The sequence below is a fragment of the Corynebacterium lowii genome (genome assembly GCF_001412085.1).
GTDB lineage: Bacteria > Actinomycetota > Actinomycetes > Mycobacteriales > Mycobacteriaceae > Corynebacterium > Corynebacterium lowii.
Genome location: NZ_LKEV01000002.1, coordinates 73,064 through 94,186 on the forward strand (window position 1 = coordinate 73,064; position 21,123 = coordinate 94,186).

General features: G+C 63.3%; 21 protein-coding genes. 6 read left to right on the forward strand and 15 right to left on the reverse strand.

Annotated features, from left to right (window positions below; all coding sequences use genetic code 11):
* Window positions 1–109: 109 nt before the first annotated feature.
* Together Clow_RS03690 and hflX are read right to left on the reverse strand one after the other, a co-directional pair.
* Window positions 110–1,384, reverse strand: a complete 1,275-nt coding sequence (locus Clow_RS03690) for a uracil-xanthine permease family protein (RefSeq protein ID WP_156334675.1) — start codon at window positions 1,382–1,384, stop codon at window positions 110–112.
* Window positions 1,384–2,898, reverse strand: a complete 1,515-nt coding sequence (hflX, locus tag Clow_RS03695) for a GTPase HflX (RefSeq protein ID WP_055176530.1) — start codon at window positions 2,896–2,898, stop codon at window positions 1,384–1,386. Before hflX ends, Clow_RS03690 begins: the two co-directional genes overlap by 1 nt.
* 79 nt (window positions 2,899–2,977) lie before the next feature.
* On the opposite strand from hflX, the gene Clow_RS03700 reads away from it, so the two are divergent.
* Complete coding sequence (locus Clow_RS03700) at window positions 2,978–3,724, forward strand: hypothetical protein (RefSeq protein ID WP_055176533.1); 747 nt, start codon at window positions 2,978–2,980, stop codon at window positions 3,722–3,724.
* Window position 3,725: 1 nt separating this feature from the next.
* Here the strand turns inward: Clow_RS03700 and dapF are convergent, their stop codons facing one another.
* Genes dapF through Clow_RS03715 form a run of 3 tightly spaced genes read right to left on the reverse strand, consistent with a single transcriptional unit; the run spans window position 3,726 to window position 6,024 of the window.
* The gene (gene dapF / locus Clow_RS03705) at window positions 3,726–4,520 is read right to left on the reverse strand and encodes a diaminopimelate epimerase (protein ID WP_055177516.1); all 795 of its coding nucleotides are present in this window, start codon (window positions 4,518–4,520) and stop codon (window positions 3,726–3,728) included.
* 14 nt (window positions 4,521–4,534) lie between these two features.
* Window positions 4,535–5,443, reverse strand: a complete 909-nt coding sequence (gene miaA, locus Clow_RS03710; RefSeq protein WP_055176536.1) for a tRNA (adenosine(37)-N6)-dimethylallyltransferase MiaA — start codon at window positions 5,441–5,443, stop codon at window positions 4,535–4,537.
* On the reverse strand, window positions 5,440–6,024 hold the full coding sequence (locus tag Clow_RS03715) for a hypothetical protein (protein ID WP_055176540.1): 585 nt from the start codon (window positions 6,022–6,024) through the stop codon (window positions 5,440–5,442). Before Clow_RS03715 ends, miaA begins: the two co-directional genes overlap by 4 nt.
* A gap of 145 nt (window positions 6,025–6,169) precedes the next feature.
* Here Clow_RS03715 and Clow_RS03720 point away from each other — a divergent pair, with 145 nt between their 5' ends.
* A complete protein-coding gene (locus tag Clow_RS03720) occupies window positions 6,170–7,489 on the forward strand; it encodes a DUF349 domain-containing protein (protein WP_055176543.1) in 1,320 nt (439 codons plus the stop codon).
* A gap of 64 nt (window positions 7,490–7,553) precedes the next feature.
* Here the strand turns inward: Clow_RS03720 and Clow_RS03725 are convergent, their stop codons facing one another.
* The 4 genes from Clow_RS03725 to recA form a co-directional block, all read right to left on the reverse strand.
* Window positions 7,554–8,213 carry an Rv2732c family membrane protein gene (locus tag Clow_RS03725; RefSeq protein WP_055176546.1) on the reverse strand — a complete coding sequence of 220 codons (660 nt, stop codon included), beginning with the start codon at window positions 8,211–8,213 and terminating at the stop codon, window positions 7,554–7,556.
* A gap of 99 nt (window positions 8,214–8,312) precedes the next feature.
* Window positions 8,313–9,791 (reverse strand): tRNA (N6-isopentenyl adenosine(37)-C2)-methylthiotransferase MiaB, encoded by a 1,479-nt coding sequence (gene miaB, locus Clow_RS03730; protein WP_055177518.1) that lies wholly within the window; start codon window positions 9,789–9,791, stop codon window positions 8,313–8,315.
* Between the two features lie 62 nt (window positions 9,792–9,853).
* Entirely contained in the window at window positions 9,854–10,435 is a 582-nt protein-coding gene (gene recX, locus Clow_RS03735) for a recombination regulator RecX (protein ID WP_055176549.1), read from the reverse strand.
* A complete protein-coding gene (gene recA / locus Clow_RS03740; protein WP_055176551.1) occupies window positions 10,435–11,559 on the reverse strand; it encodes a recombinase RecA in 1,125 nt (374 codons plus the stop codon). The genes recX and recA overlap by 1 nt, the downstream gene beginning before the upstream one ends.
* A gap of 207 nt (window positions 11,560–11,766) precedes the next feature.
* On the opposite strand from recA, the gene Clow_RS03745 reads away from it, so the two are divergent.
* The 3 genes from Clow_RS03745 to Clow_RS03755 are packed head-to-tail and all read left to right on the forward strand — an operon-like array spanning window position 11,767 to window position 13,686.
* Complete coding sequence (locus tag Clow_RS03745) at window positions 11,767–12,330, forward strand: biotin transporter BioY (RefSeq protein ID WP_055176554.1); 564 nt, start codon at window positions 11,767–11,769, stop codon at window positions 12,328–12,330.
* Window positions 12,323–13,015, forward strand: coding sequence for an energy-coupling factor ABC transporter ATP-binding protein (locus Clow_RS03750; RefSeq protein WP_055176557.1), 693 nt, complete (start codon window positions 12,323–12,325; stop codon window positions 13,013–13,015). The genes Clow_RS03745 and Clow_RS03750 overlap by 8 nt, the downstream gene beginning before the upstream one ends.
* On the forward strand, window positions 13,012–13,686 hold the full coding sequence (locus Clow_RS03755) for an energy-coupling factor transporter transmembrane component T family protein (RefSeq protein ID WP_055176560.1): 675 nt from the start codon (window positions 13,012–13,014) through the stop codon (window positions 13,684–13,686). The genes Clow_RS03750 and Clow_RS03755 overlap by 4 nt, the downstream gene beginning before the upstream one ends.
* Here Clow_RS03755 and Clow_RS03760 read toward each other — a convergent pair.
* Window positions 13,683–14,504, reverse strand: a complete 822-nt coding sequence (locus tag Clow_RS03760) for a PspA/IM30 family protein (protein ID WP_055176565.1) — start codon at window positions 14,502–14,504, stop codon at window positions 13,683–13,685. The two genes, Clow_RS03755 and Clow_RS03760, sit on opposite strands and share 4 nt — an antisense overlap.
* 156 nt (window positions 14,505–14,660) lie before the next feature.
* Between Clow_RS03760 and Clow_RS03765 the strand changes: the two genes are divergently transcribed.
* The gene (locus Clow_RS03765; protein ID WP_055176568.1) at window positions 14,661–15,017 is read left to right on the forward strand and encodes a helix-turn-helix domain-containing protein; all 357 of its coding nucleotides are present in this window, start codon (window positions 14,661–14,663) and stop codon (window positions 15,015–15,017) included.
* A gap of 64 nt (window positions 15,018–15,081) precedes the next feature.
* Here Clow_RS03765 and Clow_RS03770 read toward each other — a convergent pair whose 3' ends face one another.
* The 5 genes from Clow_RS03770 to Clow_RS03790 form a co-directional block, all read right to left on the reverse strand.
* Window positions 15,082–15,558 (reverse strand): CinA family protein, encoded by a 477-nt coding sequence (locus Clow_RS03770; RefSeq protein ID WP_055176572.1) that lies wholly within the window; start codon window positions 15,556–15,558, stop codon window positions 15,082–15,084.
* Between the two features lie 9 nt (window positions 15,559–15,567).
* Entirely contained in the window at window positions 15,568–16,209 is a 642-nt protein-coding gene (gene pgsA, locus Clow_RS03775) for a CDP-diacylglycerol--glycerol-3-phosphate 3-phosphatidyltransferase (protein WP_055176576.1), read from the reverse strand.
* 11 nt (window positions 16,210–16,220) lie between these two features.
* Window positions 16,221–17,222: a TerC family protein gene (locus Clow_RS03780; protein ID WP_055176579.1), complete on the reverse strand. Its 1,002-nt coding sequence runs from the start codon at window positions 17,220–17,222 to the stop codon at window positions 16,221–16,223.
* A gap of 167 nt (window positions 17,223–17,389) precedes the next feature.
* Window positions 17,390–20,407 (reverse strand): DNA translocase FtsK, encoded by a 3,018-nt coding sequence (locus Clow_RS03785; RefSeq protein ID WP_082418514.1) that lies wholly within the window; start codon window positions 20,405–20,407, stop codon window positions 17,390–17,392.
* An 88-nt stretch (window positions 20,408–20,495) separates the two neighbouring features.
* Window positions 20,496–21,110 carry a TIGR03085 family metal-binding protein gene (locus Clow_RS03790; protein WP_245625694.1) on the reverse strand — a complete coding sequence of 205 codons (615 nt, stop codon included), beginning with the start codon at window positions 21,108–21,110 and terminating at the stop codon, window positions 20,496–20,498.
* Between the last annotated feature and the right edge of the window lie 13 nt (window positions 21,111–21,123).

Consider the following 21,123-nt stretch of genomic DNA (forward strand, 5'->3'; position numbering starts at 1 on the left):
AATCCCCCTTGCTAAGCAGGTACCGCCGGTACCTGCTTTTTTATTGGCCGCCGACGCCGCGCTGACTAACGCTGCCCCTGGCTCTGAGACTCTGGCTGGGGCTCTGGTTTCAGCGCGAGGCCAATTGTTTACCCTCCCCCAGGTGGGTATAAAGCCAACGCAACACGGGATAACACACGATGATTCCGGCGCTGCCCCAAGCAATGCCCTCTAGCTCCACGGAGCCAACGGAAAGGGTGAGGTTACCGATACCGGCCACCAGGGCCACGGCAACGGCGGTGAGATTTACCGGATCGTGGAAACTCACCTGGTTATCCAGCCAAATGCGCACCCCCAGCATGCCAATGAGACCGTAGAGCACCAAGGTCGCCCCGCCCAATACCCCGGTGGGAATGCTGAAAATCAACGCCCCGAACTTAGGGATGAAGGCCAAGACCACGGCGGTGACAGCCGCCACCCAATAAGCGGCGGTGGAATAGACCCGCGTGGCAGCCATCACGCCCACGTTCTCCGCATACGTGGTAGTGCCCGAACCGCCGAACCCTCCGGCAAGGGTGGTGGCGAGGCCGTCGGCAAGCAAAGCCTCCCCGGCGAGATCGTCGAGATCGCGCCCGGTCATGGCTGATACCGCCTTGACGTGGCCCACGTTCTCCGCAATGAGCACGATCACCACCGGCAGCGCGAGCAGTACCGCCGAAAGGCGGAACTCCGGACTGTGGAACTGCGGTATCCCCACCCAGGCCGCCTGGGAGATGGCCTCGCGGGCCTCGGCTGCGACATTGCCCGTCATAGCCGCAAAGACCCAGCCCACCAGCACGCCCGCGAGGATACCCAGGCGGGAGAACATGCCGCGCCCAGCCACCGTAAAGACCATGATGCTGAACAGGGTTACGGCGGCCACAAGAGGCTGGGAGGCAAAGTTATCCGCCGCCGTGGGAGCGAGATTAAGCCCGATGAGTGCCACGATGGCCCCGGTCACGGCGGGCGGCATCACGGCGTCGATAATGCCCCTGCCCGCCGCCTTGACGGCCACGCCCACCGCCACCAAGACGAGGCCTGCGGCCATGACCCCGCCGAGCTGCACCGCAATCCCCTCGCCCTGGGTGGCGGTCAGCGGTGCGATGAAGGCAAAGGAACTACCCAGGTAGCTCGGCAGACGGTTGCGGGTGAGCAGCAGGAATAACATGGTGCCCAGCCCGGAGAAGAGCAGCGTGGTATTCACCGGAAAACCCGTGATCGTGGGCACCAAGAGCGTGGCGCCGAACATCGCTATCACGTGCTGCATACCGATGCCGATGGTGCGCGGCCAGCTCAGGCGTTCCTCCGGGGCCACCACCGCTCCGGGGGCGATCTTCTTACCGTCGCCGTGGACGGCCCACTTCATCATGGCCGTTCCTCGGCGGTCTCGTGCGGCCCCACAGCCACCTCAAACTCACGCAATTCCTCGGCCAATTGCCGGGGCAGGCGCACGTCAAGACGGGTGCCGGAATCGGTGTATTCCTCGCCCAAAATGGTGCCGAACTCATGCACGCGGGAAACCACATCTCCCCTGGTAAAGGGCACCTCCAAGAGCACGTGGCTATCGAGGGTGTTGAGGAAGAGTTCGATGCGCGATTCCAGCTCCCCGATGCCCTCCCCCGTGGCGGCGGAGACGAATACCACGTCCTCGATCACGTGGCGCAATTCCGCCAGAGCCAGAGAATCGGCAATATCCACCTTGTTCACCACGATCACCTCCGGGGGTGCCGGGGTGCCGGTTTCTTTCACGATGTCCGCAATCACGTGATTGACGGCCTGAATCTGCTTGAGCGGGAAGGGATCGGAACCGTCCACCACGTGCAGCATGAGGTCGGCGTCAAGCACCTCCTCCAGGGTGGACTTGAAGGCCTCCACCAACTGCGTGGGCAGGTGACGCACGAAGCCCACGGTATCGGTGAAGATGATGGAGCGGCCATCGGCCAACTGCGCCTTGCGGGTGGTGGGGTCCAGGGTGGCAAAAAGCGCGTCCTCCACCAACACGCCCGCGCCGGTCAGGGCGTTGATTAGCGAGGACTTCCCGGCGTTGGTGTACCCGGCAATGGCAATCTTGGGGGTGAGCGAGGCGCTGCGCCGCGAGCGCTTGATCTCGCGGGAGGTTTTCATCGCGGCCAGTTCCTTGCGCAGGCGGGCCATATCGGCACGCAGGCGGCGGCGATCGGCCTCGATCTTGGTCTCACCGGGGCCGCGCAGACCCACGCCGCCATTGGACCCGGCGCGCCCGCCCGCCTGGCGTGAGAGGTTGCCGCCCCAACCGCGCACGCGGGTAATGAGGTATTCCATCTGGGCCAGGGATACCTGCGCCTTGCCCTCCTTAGACTTGGCATGCTGGGCAAAGATGTCCAAGATCAGCATGGTGCGGTCAATGACCTTGGTGTTCAGGGCATTTTCCAGGGCCACCAACTGGCCGGGGTTGAGTTCACCATCGCAGATCACGGTGTCCGCGCCGGTGGCGGCCACAATATCGCGCAGTTCCTCCACCTTGCCAGAACCCACATAAGTGCCGGAATCGGGCTTATCGCGGCGTTGGTAAAGCATTTCTACGACCTCGGCGCCCGCGGTTTCGGCCAGGGCCGCCAGCTCGTTCATGGTGGCCTCTACCTCGGCCAGGGTGCCCTGCGTCCACACCCCCACCAGGATCACGCGCTCCAGGCGCAGTTTGCGGTACTCCACCTCGTAACCATCGGCCTGTTCCTCGGCGTGAATGGTGGTCTGGCGGTTTACTCGGCGCAGGGAGTTGCGCTCGGAGAGATCCAGGTCGCCCACGGTGGGCTCATCCCCGCTTATCGACGCCCCGCCATCGGCACCGGAGCCGGCAAAGGCCTGTGCCAGGAGGTCATCGTGGGAATCGGTGGAATCCATTGGGTTTTTCATCGCCCCTTATTCTCGCACGTGACCACCCATTGACTCACATTTGCCTTGGGGGACTAGAGTTTGAGCCATGAGCACGGATCTTGCAAGCATCGGCCTGGGTTTTTCCACGTGGCAGGAGGCCGTGGAGGCCGCCATCGCCTCCAACTCCTTGACGGTGACCGGGGAGGTGCGCGGGGGCCAACTCATCCAGTTCTCGGATCGCTCCGGCGCCCAAATCAATATCTTGGCGGTGGAGCCCTTTGCCACCTTCGCGGGCTTTGATTCCGTCACTCAAACCTACGCCCACGTGGACATGCTCAGCGATGTCGTAGCCCTGTGCGAGATCGTCGATCCCCTGGGCAATTCCCTATCCACCGTCACCTGCAATCTCGCCCAGGGTCCGCTCTTGGCCGAGGACGGCCAGCAGCAGTTCCAGCCCCTCGCCGTGACCGCGCTGAGCATTGATACAGCGGTTTATCCCTCGGCGGTTGAGTATGAAAACGCCACCGGGGAGGTGCTCGGCATGATGATCTCCGAGGGCGCGCAGCACGTGGCCGCGGGAACGGGAGCCACCGCCCCGGATGCCTCCGCGCAGTTCTCCGCCCGCGTACTAGAGGCCGAGTACCGCACCGCCGGGCTGACCGGCCAGCGCTTCATCCACGCCACCGTGGATGGCCCCTTCCCCTTTGACCTCTGCCTTCCCGACGCCCCCGAACTCCCCCAGCGCGATCAGGTAATCGCAGGGAAAGTCATGCTCGTGGCCTCCATCAAGGGGCCGGTGGGTGGCGGCTGCTGCGGTGGAGGCGGCGGTTCCTGCGGCTGCGGGGGCCACTAACTCACAGGCTGGTGTGCCCCACCGCCACGATCTCGGAGGGGCCGGTGAGCGTGGCGTGGTCCTCCTTGATGCGCACGGTCACCTCGCCGCCGGGAATCCGCACGGTGACCTCCCCGGAAGTCTGGGCGGCGTCGGCAAGCGCGGCCGTGGCCGCCGCCACGGTACCGGTGCCGCAGGAAAGAGTTTCGCCCACCCCGCGTTCCCACACGCGCATATTCACCGCGCCGTCTACCAGGGGGGTAAGCACCTCCACGTTGACGCCCTCGGGGAAGAACTCCGTATCCCACTCCGGTTGGCTCAACGGCCATTGGCGCAATCCCTGCGCGTCCAGGCCCGGAATCACCGCCGCCAGGTGCGGGTTGCCCACGTTAATGCCCAGGCCCGCGAACTTCTGCTGGCCCATCTGCGCGGTGGAAAGTCCCTCCACCTGCACCGGACCCATGTTCACCGATACCGTGGCGTGCGTCTGCGTAGCCTCGTGTACCTCTACCTCGCGCTGTCCGGCGCGAGTATCCACGATAAAGCGCGAGGATTCCACCAGGCCCCGGGAATAGAGCCAGTGGGCAAAAACCCGCACGCCATTGCCGCACATCTCGGCAATGGAGCCATCGGCGTTGCGATAATCCATGAACCACAGGCCCTCGCGGCGCACCACGCGCAAGATGCCATCGGCCCCTAAGCCCTTGTGACGATCGCTCAAGCGCGCCACCCGCTCGGGGCTGAGCTCGATGGCCCCCTCCTCGTCGGGGATAATGATGAAATCATTACCCGTTCCGTGGCCCTTGGCATAAAACAAACCTTCTTGAGTATTCACCCCAACCACTCTAGCGCTTGGGCAAAGGTATCCCCGGAGGCCTCGATCCAGTGGATGCGCGGATCGCGGCGGAACCAGGCCCGCTGACGGCGCACATAGCGCCGCGTGCCCATCGTGGTGCGTTCCCGGGCTTCCTCCCAGCTCATCTCCCCGGCCAGGGCGTCGAGTACCTGGGCATAGCCGATGGCGCGCCCCGCCGTGGAGTCGCGGCGCAGCCCCTTCTCCTCCACCAGGGCCTTCACCTCTTCTATCAGGCCGGAATCAAACATCGCCTGGGTGCGCGCGGCGATGCGTGGGTTGAGCCACTCGGCCTCGGTGCGCAGCCCGATAATGCGGGTATTCCAGCGCGGCGGGGCTCCGATCGGCGGCTGGCTGGCCTGATAGGGCTTCCCGGTGAGTTCGATGACCTCTAGGGCACGCACGGTGCGGCGGGGGTCTTGGTCCTCGATAATCTCGGCGGCCTGGGGGTCTATCTGCGCCAACTCCGCGTGTAGGGCCTCTACCCCGATCTCCTCTAAACGCTCCTGCCAGCGTTGGCGAGTGGCGGGATCGGTGGGGGGAAACTGCCAATCATCGAGCAGGGACTGCGCATAGAGCATGGAGCCGCCCACCAAGATAGGGGTTTTACCGCGAGCGCGAATATCCTCCACGTCTGCCACCGCAGCGCTTTGATACCGCGCCACCGAAGCCGCCTCCGTAACCTCCCAGACGTCGAGTTGATGGTGCGGTATCCCCTCGCGCTCCGCCACGCTGAGCTTGGCCGTGCCAATATCCATGCCCCGGTAGAGCTGCATGGAATCCACGTTGACCACCTCACCGCCCAGGTGATGCGCCAGCGACAGGCCCAGGGCGGACTTCCCCGAGGCCGTGGGACCCACCACCGCAATGGGCGTCGGTGCGCTCATAGTTCCCACTCCGCTACGTAGCGCCCCACCCCGGCGGTGGCATCGGCATCGACCAAGCACGCGCGCTGGGGGCTCAGAGCCGCTAACTCGCACCACAGTTCCGGCTCGATGACGCCCGCGGCTTTCAAGGCCTCACTATCCATGCCCCCATGTTCTGTTGCTTGGCGACGCCCCGCCAGCAGATCGCGGCACCACTGATCGGCGTGCGTCGCGGCGTCGATAAGCGAAAGCGGGGCGCGGGGGGTTAAACCCGCGGAACCATCCACCGCCACCACCGTGAGTACCCCCTCTTCGGGGGTACCCACGCGTTCCCTTACCTGTGTGATCTCTGCACGAGAATTGAGCACATAGCGCATCACCAACTCCGGTAAATAGTGCCCGCCACCAACCTGAATCCCCGGGGCACCCCAGGCGCGAAAGCTCCCCTCATGGGCGGTGAACCAGCGATCATCGCGGCTTCCTACCAGGTGAATGGGAAGATCCGGGTACTTATCCGCGCTCCGACGCACCAGGGCGCGCAGCCGCCACGCCGCCTCATCGCGGGGAGCCAGCTCTGCGACGAGAGCTGGGCTTCCGGGCATCACCAATACTTTCGCTGTCACGTGAGATAGATTAACGGGTTCCTCATGACTCGCAGGGGTCGGGCCTGTACATTTGATAGTTGCGATGCGTGATGGTCGCGCTCAGCGCGGCGCAAGAACTCGAACAAAGGACGTGCTTTCCGTTATGACTAATCAGCCCGCCCCCAGCCCGGCACAGCTAGCTAAGAAGAAGCCTGCCCCCGGCCTGCGGCCCGCAGCCCAGGCCCCTGCCGCGCAACCTGCGCCCAATAATCCCGCGCAATGGGGCCGAGTGGAAGCCGATGGCACCGCATGGGTGCGCACCGGCGATGGCGAACGGTGCATAGGTCAGTACAAGGCCGGCTCCCCCGAGGAGGGACTGGCCCACTTTGGTGCCCGCTATGACGATCTCTCCACCGAGGTCTCCCTGCTGGAATCACGCCTGCGCCTTCACCCCGAGGACGCCAGCGCCATCCGCTCACAGGCCCAGGAGATTCGCAGCCAGCTCGACACTGCCAAGGTCATTGGCAACCTCGACGCCCTGGATACCCGCCTCGCGGGCATCATTACCAACTCCGATACCGCGCAGGCACAGGTGGCCCAGGAAAAGCAACGCCGCCGCGCAGAAGGCATCGCCGCCAAGGAAAAGCTCGCCGCCGAGGCCGAGGAGATCGCCGCCAACTCTACCGAGTGGAAAGCCGCCGGCGATCGTATTCACGCGATTCTTGAAGAATGGAAAACCATCCAGGGCGTAGACCGCAAGACGGACGATAAGCTCTGGAAGCGCTACTCTCGCGCCCGCGATTCCTTCAACCGCCGCCGTGGCTCCCACTTTGCCGACCTCGATCGCGCCCGCGCCCAGGCTAAGCGCTCCAAGGAAGAACTGGTGGAGCGCGCCCGCGCTCTCCAGGACTCTACCGACTGGGCCGAGACCGCCCGCGCCTTCCGCGATTTGATGAAGGAATGGAAAACCATCGGGCGCGCACCCCGCGAAACCGACGATGCCCTCTGGGAGCAGTTCCGCAGCGCCCAGGATCACTTCTTTGACGCTCGCACCGCAGCCAATAACGCCCGCGACCGCGAATACGCCGATAACGCCGCCGCTAAGGACGCACTATTAGAGGAGTACCGCTCCCAGATCAATCCCGAGGAAAACCTCGAAGCCGCCCGCGATAAACTCGCGGAGCTGCAAGAAAAGTGGGAGCAGATCGGCTATGTGCCCCGCGGCCAGGTGCGCGAGTACGAGGACAAGATCGCCGCCGTGGAACGCTCCGTGAAGGAGGCCGCCGATAACAAGTGGCGCCGCACCGACCCCGCGGCCCAGGCTCGGGCGGCTCAGTTCCAGGCCAAGGTGGATGACTTCACCGCGCAGGCCGAACAGGCCGCCGCCAAGGGAGATGAAAAGCGCGCCGAACAACTGCGCGCCCAGGCCGCGCAGTGGGCCGAGTGGGCCAACGCTGCGGCACAGGCCGTGGAGAATCGCTAAGTCAAGAAAAATCCCTTGTGTGGCCCGTAGTTCTGAGCCCGCACAAGGGATTTTCTCTAGCTTTTTATTCCGCCTTTTTATTCCGGGCCGCACGCTGCGCGGCGCGGGCACGGCGGTCGTCGAGAAGCAAGGGATTATCCTCTTCCCCACGGCGCTGTTGCTTGATGAGCGCCGCGCGCTGCACATAGCCCACCTCATCGAAATCCTCCGTGCGGGCGCGCTGCTGAGCAATTTTTTCCTGCTCCGGGGAACGGCTCAGCGCGATCATGGAGTACACCACCACGGCAGCGATCACCGAGGCGATGGCCAGATACATTCCCGGCCCCGCACTCGTGGCGGCCTCTGCCCCCGGACGAGTCTGGCGGAGCCACAACGCCAGCAGAGCCTCCACCAGGGCCACGGTGCTAAACATCCACGCGATGAGGGCAAAGGCCGTGCGGCGCAGGGTAAGGGTGAGCGCGGTGAATACTCCCACGCCTAAGAAGGCGCAGGTGCTAAAGACGTACTCGGTGACCTTCACCCCGGCCGCCGAGGCGGCATCGCTATGCACCAGCACCTCAAAACCGCTCACCCCCGTGACCTGTGGCAAAAAGAGAGAAACCACGTAGAAGATAAAGACACCCAGCAGCACATAACCGGGGGTACCCAGCCATAGCTTTGCAGCCGCCTTGCGTTCCAACGCGGCCAATTCTGCCGCCGAGTGCTGCTTTTGTTCTTCCGCCATGTTTTCCTGCCTCGGTGCTTCCTGCCTCGATGAATAAAGCGTTGATCGGCCCGCTTTGGGGCCGTGTTATGCCGACGTTAGGCCCACGCTATGCCAGTACTAAGCCCGAGGACGCAGACCCGGCATGCCCAAGCCCACTCCCACCGGAGCCGTGGTGGGGGTGCGTCCCATCTCGGCCATATCTCCGGCTCGGGTGCGGCGGTGCTGCGCCACCCCGGAATCCGCGATCAAAAAGAACGGGGTGGAATCCGTGATGGTCACGTGTACCACGTCACCGGGGCGAATAGACTCCGCGGCCCCGGTGGGATCGAAGTGCACCAGGCGACCATCGCGGGCGCGCCCGGACATGCGCTGCGTGCGGTGGTTCTTGCGTCCCGCCTGATCCTGCACGATGAGTTCCACCTGGGTGCCCACCAAAGCGGCATTATCCTCGGCGCTGATGCGCTCTTGGAGGGCGATCAGGCGCTCGTAGCGCTCCTGCACAACCTCCTTGGGCACCTGCTTTCCCATCTCGGCCGCCGGTGTTCCGGGGCGCGGGGAATACTGGAAGGTAAAGGCGGAACTAAAGCGGGCCTTTTCCACCACATCCAGCGTGGCCTGAAAATCCTCCTCCGTCTCACCGGGGAAACCCACGATGATGTCCGTGGTGATCGCCGCGTGCGGAATCTTAGTGCGCACCTCCTCAAGAATCCCCAGGAACTTCTTGGTGCGATAAGAACGGCGCATGGCCTTCAATACGGCATCAGAACCGGATTGCAGCGGCATGTGCAGTTGCGGGCACACATTGGGGGTTTCCGCCATAGCGTCGATCACATCGGAGGTGAACTCCGCCGGGTGCGGGCTGGTGAAACGCACACGCTCTAGCCCCTCGATGGAGCCACAGGCGCGCAGCAGCTTGGAGAAGGCCGAGCGATCTCGCTCTAGCTCGGGATCAGCAAAGTGCACGCCATAGGCATTGACGTTCTGACCCAGAAGTGTCACCTCCGTCACGCCCTGATCGACGAGCGCCTGCACCTCCGCCAGGATGTCACCGGGGCGGCGATCGGCCTCCTTGCCACGCAGCGAGGGAACGATACAGAAAGTACAGGTGTTATTGCAGCCCACGGAGATAGATACCCACCCCGCATAGGCGGATTCGCGCTTGGCCGGGAGCACCGAGGGGAACTCCTCTAGCGCCTCCACGATCTCCACCTCGGCGCGGTCATTATGCTGCGCGCGATCCAGCAAGGCCGGAAGGGATCCGATGTTGTGGGTACCAAAAACCACGTCCACCCAGGGAGCCTTGTCCACCACGGTGGAGCGGTCTTTTTGAGCCAAGCAACCCCCCACGGCAATCTGCATGCCTGGGTGCTGGTCTTTCACTCTTTTGAGCTGGCCCAGGGAGCCGTACAAGCGGTTATCCGCGTTTTCGCGCACCGCGCAGGTATTAAACACCACCAAATCCGCCTGGGTATCCGTGGCGGCGGGCACATACCCGGCTTCCTCCAAAAGACCGGAGAGGCGCTCGGAATCGTGCACGTTCATCTGGCACCCGAAGGTCTTGACCTCATAGGTGCGGGGGTGGGTTTCTTGCTGCATCACGGTGCCACATTCTAGTGCGGAGGGCCGGTGAGAACCCAAACCCGGTTTATCCGGCACCGTTATCCCCCAAGCACCTGATAGCGCTCGTCAAGCGCCTCGCGGGCCAGGGCCAGGGACATGCCCTCGGAAAAACCACGCCGCGCCAATACCCCCACCACGCGGCGTAAATCCTTTTGACGCTCCTCGTAACTTTCCGGCACGGCCTTAATGCTCCGGGCCTTCTTTTCCGCAAAGGCACGAGCGGTGGCGCGCTCATCCTCATGGCTGATCTGTTCCAAAGCCTCGCGGCGATCCTGCTCCGCCACTCCTTTTTCTTGGAGTTCGCGTGCTAAAACCCGCGTGGACTTCCCTCTTCTCCGGGAACGTTGCCGCACCCACTCCTGAGCAAAGGCGGCATCATCGAGCAGCCCGGCCCCTTGGAGATCATCGAGAACCTCGGTCACCAAGGCCGGATCATATTCGGCCTTGAGCAAACGTTGCTGAAGTTCCTGGCGGGACCGCGCCCGGTGGTCTAACAACCCCAGGGCACGCTCGCGCACCTTGGCCTTTGCTTTCTCAGCCTCCGCATCGAAGAATCCCTGCGGTTGATAGTTGGCAATAGCTGCGCGCAGGCGCTCAAGGGTTTCTTCCTGGTTAGCCATTAATCCTCATCGTCAAAGTCCACGTTGGGCACCACGTCCACCGGATCATCACTGAGTTCATCGCCGTCCTGGGCCTCCTGGTTGGCGTACTTACCCACTCCCAGTTTGGCTAGGATTTTCTGCTCGATCTCATCGGCCAGGGCGGTGTTCTCCTTCAAGCTCAGGCGCACCTTCTCCTTGCCCTGGCCCAACTGATCTCCCTCATAGGTAAACCAGGAGCCGGACTTTTTAATGATTCCGTTATCCACGCCCATATCAATAAGGGAGGATTCCCGGGAGATGCCCTCGCCATAGATAATGTCGAACTCAGCGATCTTGAAGGGCGGGGACATCTTGTTCTTCACGATCTTGATTTTGGTGCGGTTACCCACGGCATCTTGGCCATCCTTGAGCGTCTGGATACGGCGCACATCGCAGCGCACGGAGGCATAGAACTTCAGGGCCTTACCGCCCGTGGTGGTCTCGGGGGAACCAAACATCACGCCGATCTTCTCGCGGAGCTGGTTAATAAAGATGGCGGTGGTACCGGAGTTATACAGCGCGCCCGTCATCTTACGCAGCGCCTGGCTCATCAGGCGCGCTTGCAGGCCCACGTGACTATCGCCCATCTCTCCCTCAATTTCGGCCTTGGGGGTTAGGGCCGCCACGGAGTCCACCACGATGATGTCAATGGCGCCGGAGCGCACCAGCATATCCGCGATTTCCAGGGCCTGCTCGCCGGTATCGGGCTGGGAAACCAGCAACGCATCGGTATCCACCCCCAGTTTGCGGGCGTAATCGGGGTCAAGGGCGTGCTCGGCGTCGATAAAGGCGGCAATGCCCCCTTCCTTCTGAGCCGAAGCAATAGCGTGGAGAGCCACGGTGGTCTTACCCGAGGACTCTGGGCCATAAATCTCCACGATGCGCCCGCGCGGGAAGCCACCGATGCCCAGGGCCACGTCGATGGCGGTATTTCCCGAGGAAATGGCGCGCACCGGAGGGCGCTTATCCTCGCCCAGGCGCATCACCGCGCCCTTGCCGAAGTCCTTTTCAATCATCGCCAGGGCGGCGTCGAGAGCCTTTTGACGGTCCTCGGCACCTCCTTTGGCGGAAGCGTTGCCAGTGGTCTTTTTCTTTGCAGCCATGTTCTTCCCTTAATGAGTTATTGTGTTCCTGTTTTAGACCCCAGCGAGGCCCTTCCGGTTCCCCGTGCTGCGGTTAGCACCCACCCTAAACCGGCGGCGTGACACTTTCGAACATACACGCACGCATGTTCGAATGGCAATCGTTCGATACTCCCCCAACACCCCCGGATACCTCAATTAAACACCGTTCAAGGTAGATTCTCTAGCATGAATCCAGCTCTACGCTCTCTCACAGATCTCTCCCTGTCCGCCGTTTTTGCCGCGCTCATCATAGTCTTGGCCTTCGTCTCCATCCCCGTGGGCAGCGCGGGTGTACCCATCGTTTTGCAAAACGCCGCTTTCATTCTCGCCGGGCTCGTTCTCGGCCCGCGCCGCGGCCTCATCACCGTTGCCATCTTCTTCGCCCTGGGTATCGTCCTGCCCGTTCTCGCCGGTGGCCGCAGTATCCCCCAGGCCCTCTCCGGCCCCACGGTGGGATATATCATCGGCTATATCGTCTCCACCGCGCTTGCCGGATTCCTCGCTTATTATCTGCGCGGTAATCGCTACCTCGTTTTCAGCATCGCGGCCATCGTGGCGCTCTTTTCCCAATACCTCTGCGGAACCATCGGACTCATCGTGCGCGCGGATATGAGCCTCGGCGCCGCCATCGCGGCCCAGGGTTCCTTCGTGCTTATCGACGCCCTCAAGATCCTCGTCGCCGTCGCCGCTGCGGTAGCGATCCACGCGGCGCTTCCGCAACTACTTCGCCCCGGTACCTCCCATGCCTGAGATCGTTTTTGAGGGCGTCACCGTTGATTATGGCGCGGGAGCCATTCTGCGCAATATCAACGCCACCCTCACCGAGCATCGCATTGGGATCATCGGGGCTAATGGTTCGGGAAAGTCCACCCTGGCCCGCACCATCAACGGCCTTGCCACCCCGAGCGAGGGCCGCGTATTGGTGGATGGCCACGACGTGCAGCAACAAGGCAAGCGAGTGCGCGAACTGGTGGGCTTTATCTTCTCCGATGCCGATAACCAGATCATCATGCCCAATGTGCGCGATGATGTGGCCTTTTCCCTGCGTAAGCGCAAGGAACTGAGCAAAAAAGAGCGCGCGGCCCGCGCCGAGGAAGCCCTCGCCAGCATGGGACTCGGCGGGCATGAGGAAAAGTCCCCCCACGTGCTCTCCGGCGGGCAGAAGCAACTCCTCGCGTTAACCTCCGTACTCATCGGCCAGCCGCGCATCGTCGTGGCCGATGAGCCCACCACGCTGCTCGATCTGCGCAACCGACGCCGTATTCAACAGCGCTTTGCCGCCTTGGAACAGCAACTCATCGTGGTCACCCATGACCTCGACCTCCTGCGTGACTTTGACCGCGTGCTGTGCATTGATGGCGGGCGAATCGTCGATGATGGCGAACCCGCCCCCGTGATTGAGGCCTATATTTCCCGCATTGAGGCCGAGCGATGAAAACACCGCGGGCAGCAGGCGCAACCGGAGCCTTCCCCCTGGGAACCTACGTTCCTGGGCGCTCCCCCCTGCACCGGGCCAGCGTGGGCCTCAAGCTCTTTCTCGTGCTGGGGTACGTGCTCGTGGGGGCCATCGCGGTATCCTCCCCGTTCGCCGCCATCCTCTACACGCTGCCCTGCGTTCTGGGCTACGCACTGGCGCGTATTCCCCTTGGCATTGCCTGGGCGCAGTTCTGGCCCCCGCTACCGATTCTGCTCTTCCTGGGTGCTTTTCAGTGGTGGCAAAACGGCCTGGCGCACGCGGCCACCGTGGTTATTACCCTGATGGCCTCCATCATGGCAGCCTGTTTGCTCACCCTCACCACCACAATCGCGGAACTCATGGAGGGCTTAGAGCGCGCCTTCTCCCCCTTGGAGCGCTGGGGGTTCCCCGCCGAGCGTTTTTCTTTGGCGCTCTCCCTCACCCTGCGCATGATTCCGGTGCAAATGAGCACCGTGAGCGAGGTTCTTGAGGCGCGTAAGGCTCGCGGAGCCTCGTGGAGCGCGCGGGCCTTCCTCACCCCCGTGCTCATTCGTTCCTTACGCCGTGCCCAACTCATCGCGGAGGCCCTGTGGGCGCGCGGAGCAGGCGATGATAGGGGTGCTAGCGGGGGCGTCGATAAGCAGGCTTAGGCCTCGCCGCGCAGTTCCCGCATGCGCTGAGCCACCGCATCGTCTACCGGGGAGGACGCGGGAGCACCGGAGTTCAACTCCTTCGCCTGGGAGGACTGGCCGCCATTCATTTCCTGGCGAATCTGCTCCAGGCGGGAGTGCCCCGCCATCTGGATACCGGCCTGCTGCACCTCGGCCATGCGGGCCTCCACGGAGTTTTCCGCCAGCTCCGCCTGCCCCAGGGCGTTGGCATAACGGCGCTCGATCTTATCGCGCACCTGATCCAGGTTGGGCGTGGAACCGGAAGTGAGGGCGTTCATGGATTTCACCGATTCCGCCACCTTCTCCTGCATCTTGGCCTGCTCCAGCTGGCTGAGCAGCTTGGAGCGCTCGGCCACCTGTTGCTGGAGCTTCGCGGAGTTGCGCTCCACGGCGGCCTTGGCCTGCTGTGCCTGCTTAATGGCCTGGTCGTGGAGCTGCTTGGTATCCTCCACGGACTGCTCCGCAGTAACTAACTGAGCGGCAAAGGCCTCCGCGGCGTTTTCGTATTCCACGGCCTTCTTCTCATCGCCCTGAGCGCGGGCTTGATCGGCAAGTTGAAGAGCCTGCTTGGTATTGCTCTGGAGCTTCTCGATCTCCTCCAAGCGGCGGTTCAACTGCATCTCTAACTGACGCTGATTACCAATCACCGCTGCGGCCTGGCGAGAGAGCTCCTGGTGCTGCTTCTGAGCCTCCTCCATCGCCTGCTGGATCTGCACCTTGGGATCGGCGTTCTCCTCAATCTTGTTATCAAAGAGCGCCATGAGGTACTTCCATGCCTTGCTAAACGGGTTTGCCATCGTAAGTTCCTCCTTATGAGTAGTCAGTGTGCATGGTACCGCGTTTATGCGCCCGTGCCCCAGCGTGCCCGTGTCCCAGTGCGCCCGTGCCCCAGTGCGCACTGCTGCTGAGAAACACCGGGAACAAAACACTCACGCAGAGAGTTAAACAATGTGATGAGTACACACACCGCTCTTTTGGATACTCGCCCCATCTCCGGGCGCCGCACCCCGCCGCGCCCGGAACCGCTCCTGCGTGAGGCCCTGGGCGAGGCGCTGCGCGCCTTCCGCGCCGAACAGCGCATCACGCTGCGCGAACTCGCAGAGACCGCACGCGTTTCCCCCGGATACATCTCCGAACTGGAACGCGGGCGCAAAGAGGTCTCCTCCGAGCTGCTGGCCTCCGTGTGCCACGCCCTAGGCGTGAGCGTGGCCGACGTCCTCATTGAGGCCGCTGGCTCGATGGCGCTGAGCGACGTCGCGGAGGAACTGGCCACAGGGAACCTCACCGAGAGCGCCCCGACCGAGGCCTAGCCCCCTCGGTTTCGCCCTCTTTTTGCCGCGCGGGGCAACCCAGCCAAGCCGCCTCCCTGAGCGGCTATCTCTGTGCGAGGTCTAACAGCCCCGCCAACGCCCGGCGCACCGATTTCTCGCGTATCTCCGCGCGATCGCCGGAAAGATGCAGGCATCGAGCCTTCCATAAACCCGGCCCCCAATACCCCAGCCACACTTCCCCCACGGAGTGACCGTCCTGGGAATCGGGGCCCGCCACTCCCGTCAGCGATACCGCCCAGGTCGCACCCAGACGCAGCGCGGTTCCCCGAGCCATGTGCAGCGCCGTGGCCTCAGCCACCGGGCCGTGTTCTTCAAGAATCTCTGGCGACACACCGGCAAGCGCAGATTTCAACTCCGTGGCATACACCACCAGGCCGCCGCGCAATACCGCCGAGGCCCCCGGTATCTCCGCGAGGGTGGCACTGGTCAAACCGGCAGTGAGCGATTCGCAAAAGGCCACCGTCTCGCCCCGTCGCGTTAAGCACTCCACGACGTCGCGGGCCACCGCGTTATCCTGCATCGGCCCGCTTCATCGCGCCGAGCGGTCTGCGGATGCCGAGGGCTCTGCGGGCGGTTCCAGCGTTGCAGGCTGGCGCTGAGCATCGAGAATATACTGCACGCCGGTGACCACGGTGACCGCCACGGCGGCCCCCATCACCAGGTGCGTGGGCCACGTCATCCACTCCGGCAACGGGCAGAGATACAAGGCCACGCCCAGGGATTGCAGAACGGTCTTGATCTTTCCGCCTCGGCTCGCGGGAACCACCTTCCCCCGGCGCAGGAGCACCATGCGCCAGAGGGTAATTCCCAGCTCCCGCACCACGATCACCACGGTGATCCATACGGGCATGGCCCCGGTGATATTCAGGCACACCAGGGCACTAATCATCAGGGCCTTATCAGCGATGGGATCGGCAATCTTGCCGAAGTCCGTAACCAACCCCCTGGAACGGGCAATATCGCCATCGAGTTTGTCCGTGAGCATCAACGCGGCAAAAACGCCGAAAGCCGCCCACATCCAGCCGGTATGAGTATTATCCGCGCGCAACACCAGCCAAACGAAAACAGGGACGAAAACGATGCGCAGGCAGGTCAAAAAGTTAGGCAGATTCCAGTTAGAAGGAGCCTGCGCGGGGGACCCGCCGCTCGCCGTCGATGCACTCACGCCCATCACTGTACTCCCTAGCTATCGGCAGGTGCCCCCGCAGCCGCATCCTTCTTGTTCTTCCACAGGGAAGCGATCACCGTGATGGTCAGCACGCCCACGATCACCAGCAGGGAGGTCTCCGTGCTGATCTCCGGGACGCCGTGCACGGACTCGCCGCCATTGATAAAGGGCAGGTTATTTTCATGCAGAGCATGGAATACCAGCTTCACGCCGATGAAGGCCAGAATGATCGAAAGGCCATAGGAGAGGTAGCCCAGGCGATCCAGTAGGCCATCGAGCAGGAAGTAGAGCTGGCGCAGGCCCAGCAGGGAGAAGGCGTTGGTAGTGAATACCAGGTAGGCCTCCTGGGTCACGCCGTAGATGGCCGGAATGGAATCGAGGGCGAACATCACATCGACCATGCCGATGGCCACCAGGGCCACCATGAGCGGAGTGAAGTGGCGCTTGCCGTCCTTCTTGATCGTGAGGTGATCGGACTCGTAGGTCTCCGTCACCGGCACCACCTTGCGCACCAGGCGAATCACCAGCATGTCCTGGGGGTCCTTCTCCGGGAGATCGCGGACCTCGGCAATAATCATGCGCGCCGCGGTTACCAGCAGGAAGATACCGAAGAGATAGAACACGTCCGACCACGCATTGATGATCGAAGCACCCAGCAAGATGAATACCAGGCGGAATATCAAGGCCAGGGCGATACCGATGAGCAGCACCTTTTGCTGGTACTTCCGAGGAATCTGGAAGGCACCCATGATGAGGGCGAACACAAAGAGGTTATCCACGGAAAGGGCCTTCTCCGTGACGTAACCCGTGAGGTATTCCATGCCGTGCTGGTGATCCCACACCACATAGACGAAGCCGCCAAAGAGCAGTGCGATACCCACGTAGATCAAGGACCACCAGGCGGATTCCTTGATGGTGGGCTCGTGCGGGGTGCGCACGTGGGAATAAAAATCAAAGATAAAGAGTCCGAGGATCACCAATCCGGTGACCGCCCAGATCCAGAAGGGAACAGTCATGCTGCCTAAACCTCCGGTTCGATGGAAAAGATAACCGGAGGTCTCCCCCACTCGCTTGGAAGCCGAGCCAGCATGACCGGGGGCAGCACGTTGAGCGCGCTACCAGCCGTGTTGACGATCAATGCCGTGGGCGGGGTACTCCCCTCCAATGAGGAAACATACTAGCACTAGAAGGCCCCACCCGTGGGGTTGTAGGTGGCCTCCACGCTGCGCGGTTCGCCCATCGCGGCGTCGGACGCTCCCGAGCCTGCCTCGGCGGGCTCAACCCCCTCTTCCTTGGGGGCCTCGGCGGGGTCGGCGCCCTTAATCATCCAGATAATCGTATCCAGTTCCTCGGGCTTGACCAGCACCTCGCGGGCCTTCGAGCCCTCGGAGGGCCCCACCACACCGCGAGATTCCATGAGGTCCATGAGGCGGCCGGCCTTGGCAAAGCCGATGCGCAGTTTGCGCTGGAGCATGGAGGTGGAACCCAGCTGGGAGGTCACCACCAGTTCCACGGCTTCGAGCAGGTCGTCCATGTCCTTGCCGATGTCCTCGTCGATCTCCTTCTTCTCCGCGGCCTTCTCCTCGGTCACGCCCTCGGTGTAGTCCGGCTCGGCCTGAGACTTCGCGGCCTCCACCACGCGCTGAATCTCCTCGTCGGTCACAAAGGAGCCCTGCAAGCGCTGCGGCTTGCCCGCTCCCTGGGGGATGAAGAGGGCGTCGCCCATGCCGATGAGCTTTTCCGCCCCACCCTGATCCAGAATCACGCGGGAGTCGGTAAGCGAGGAAGTGGCAAAGGCCAGGCGGGAAGGCACGTTGGTCTTGATAAGGCCGGTCACCACGTCCACGGAGGGGCGCTGGGTGGCCAGCACCAGGTGGATACCCGCCGCGCGGGCCTTCTGGGTGATGCGCACGATGGATTCCTCAATCTCCTTCGGTGCCGTCATCATCAAGTCCGCCAGCTCGTCCACCACGCACACGATGAAGGGGTAGGGGCGGTATTCGCGCTGCGAGCCCGCCGGGGCCTGAATCTCCCCGGAGCGCACCTTGCGGTTGAAGTCCTTGATGTGGCGCACCCGCGCGGCCTTCATGTCCATGTAGCGCTGTTCCATCTCCTCCACCAGCCATTGCAGGGCCGCCGAGGCCTTCTTCGGCTGGGTGATGATGGGGGTAATGAGGTGCGGAATCCCCTCGTAGGGGGTGAGTTCCACCATCTTCGGGTCCACCAGAATCAGCCGCACCTCCTCCGGGGTGGCGCGGGTGAGCAGGGAAACGAGCATGGAGTTCACAAAGGCGGACTTACCCGAGCCGGTGGAACCGGCCACCAGCAGGTGCGGCATCTTCTGCACGGAGGCAGAGATGAAATCACCCTCAATGTCCTTGCCCAGGCCGATGAGCATGGGGTCGCGGTTTTCCACCGTGGCCGGGGCGTTGAGCACATCGGCCAGGCGCACCATCTCGCGGTCCGTATTCGGTACCTCGATACCCACGGCGGACTTGCCAGGGATAGGCGTGAGCAGGCGCACGTTATCGGTGGCCACGGCGTAGGCGAGATTGGATTGCAGATTGGTGATCTTGGAGACCTTCACGCCCGGCCCCAGTTCCACCTCGTAGCGCGTCACCGTGGGACCGCGCGAAAAGCCAGTCACGGCGGCATTAACCTTGAACTCCTCGAATACCGCCGTGATCGCCTCAATCATGCGATCATTGGCCTCGGAGTGCTGGCGGGGCGGTTCCCCGGCCACCAACAGGCTCGTGGAGGGCAGGCGATAATCGCTTTCCGACGCCCCAGTGGCCGCCGGGAGCACGGAAAACTCCTGCTCCTCCTCGGTCTCCTCTGGTTCGGGTTCCGTTACCGGCTCTGGTTCCGGCGCGGGAGCCGGTGCCTCCATCGACGAGCGCGCGATGATCGCCTGGCGGATGGATTCCCGGCTAGCGCTCACGGCGTCGCGACGCGGAGGCTCGCTAGGTGCCTCCTCCTCTTCCAAAGCGGGAAACTCATCGGTATCTTCCACCGAGGGGGCCACGGGTGCGGCGGGCGGGGCCTTCTTTTTGCTCTTGGCAGGCTTAGCGGGCTTGGGGCGCGCGGCGGCAAAAAGACCATCTTCTGCCGGTTCTGCGTCCTCAAAGTCCTCAAAGTCTGCGGGAGGCTCGGGCACGTAATCATCGTCGTAACCACGCGGCGCGGGGCGCTTCGCCCGAGTTCTGCGCGATGCTTCCTCAGCGCGGCGTCGCTGGGTTTGACGCCCCTGCGCTCGGCGCTCTAACTCTTCCTCCACGTGGGCGTAGGCGTCCTCAGAATCCTCTTCTTCCCGATCCGCATTGGCGGAGCTGCGGATCAATTCCACCACGTAGTCGTACCCCTCGCGCACAGTAATACCCGTGACCTTGAGCGCCCCGTAGAAAATCACCAGGGTCAAAATCGGTATCGCCAGGTAGCGGCTAAAACCCATCGCCAAGATACCGCCGGTATAGGCCCCCACCAGGCCGCCCGCGGCATCCCTACCGGCGGCACTTTCCGGGTCACCGGCCAAGAGATGAATGAGCCCCAGCATCGCCACCACGATGAGCGCCGTGCCACCCGATACCCGCAGCAAAACCTCGCGGGGCTGCCGCGCCCCCATCATCAAGGCCACCGCTAGCGCCACCAAAGCCACGGGCAGCACAAAGGCCCCGGCTCCAATGACAGTGTGCACACACTTGGCGATGAACTCCCCGATGGGACCCGCCACGTCGAACCACACCGAGGCCCCCAGCACCACGGCCACGCCAATGAGGCTGAGTCCAATGCCATCGGAATGTTCCCGTATCCCCTCCATCAGGGAGGAATCGGGTTGCTCCTCTACTTCCTCCGGTGCGGGTGCCGGAGCGGCCTTCTTTTTTGTTCTGCTGCTACTGCTCATATCCTCCGTTTTCTGCTCATCGTCCTCACGGCCGCCACCCATTCCGCCGCCGAGGCGTCGGCTCAGCCTTCCCACTCCCCCAGCCGCCGCGCCGAAGAGGGAGCCGATTCCGCTGCCCACAGCCCCCAGGGCGCTACCGGTGCGCTCCTGGGAGGTCTCCGCCGCGCGGAAGGCAGCCGTGGCGGGCACGGCACCGCCTTCGCGGTGAATCACCGTGGTGCGTTCCTCTGAGCGGCGCGTACCACCGGGCCGCGTGCCGGAACGGCGCGACCTCGGGGTGGAAGAACTCGTGGCAGACATGCGCACCAGAATAGTTCCTTCCCACCCCACTATTCACATGCGCCACACCAGAGGGGCCGGAAAACTTTACCGTACCCTAAAGTCAGCCCTACAGGCTTGACCTAATGGGCTCTTCCCCCTCAATCTCCACCTCCACCGCCGAGCGACCAAAGCACCAGAGCATGACCTCCCCCGGCTCGCCTTTGACCCGCAGCACGGCGTCGCCACACTTGACCACCCCGCGCCGATCCGCCGCCACGATGGGACGCATTCCTCTGCCTTCGAGGATCACGGGGCGGGAGTTACCGCGCAGAAGCAAGGGGGCCATGCGAGAGCATTGGCCCCATAGCAACTCATTGACTCGCGCGGAGAAATCACGGGGTTCCACCACTCCCCCACCCCGGCGCACGTCCTCGTGGTGCACAAAGTGCTCGGCGGTATTGCGCAGGGCGTAGCTAAGCCTCCCGATGGTGCCCGGCCCGGCTCCCCATTCCCGCACCACCGCCTCGTAGGGGCGGGCTTTCTGAGCGCGGGTGAGGTTATCCAAGTGGCCCGATAAAGCAGGCACCATAATACCCGCGAGGGCATCGGGGCGGCGTTCCCGCAGCCAGAGGTGCACCGCCATATCCTGCGTCAGCCAGCCCTCACACAGGGTGAGAGCCTGCGGCCCGAGGTCGAGGAGGAGATCGCGGAGCTTCGCACGCTCGGTGGCAACAAAAGACATGCGCCCCAGCATA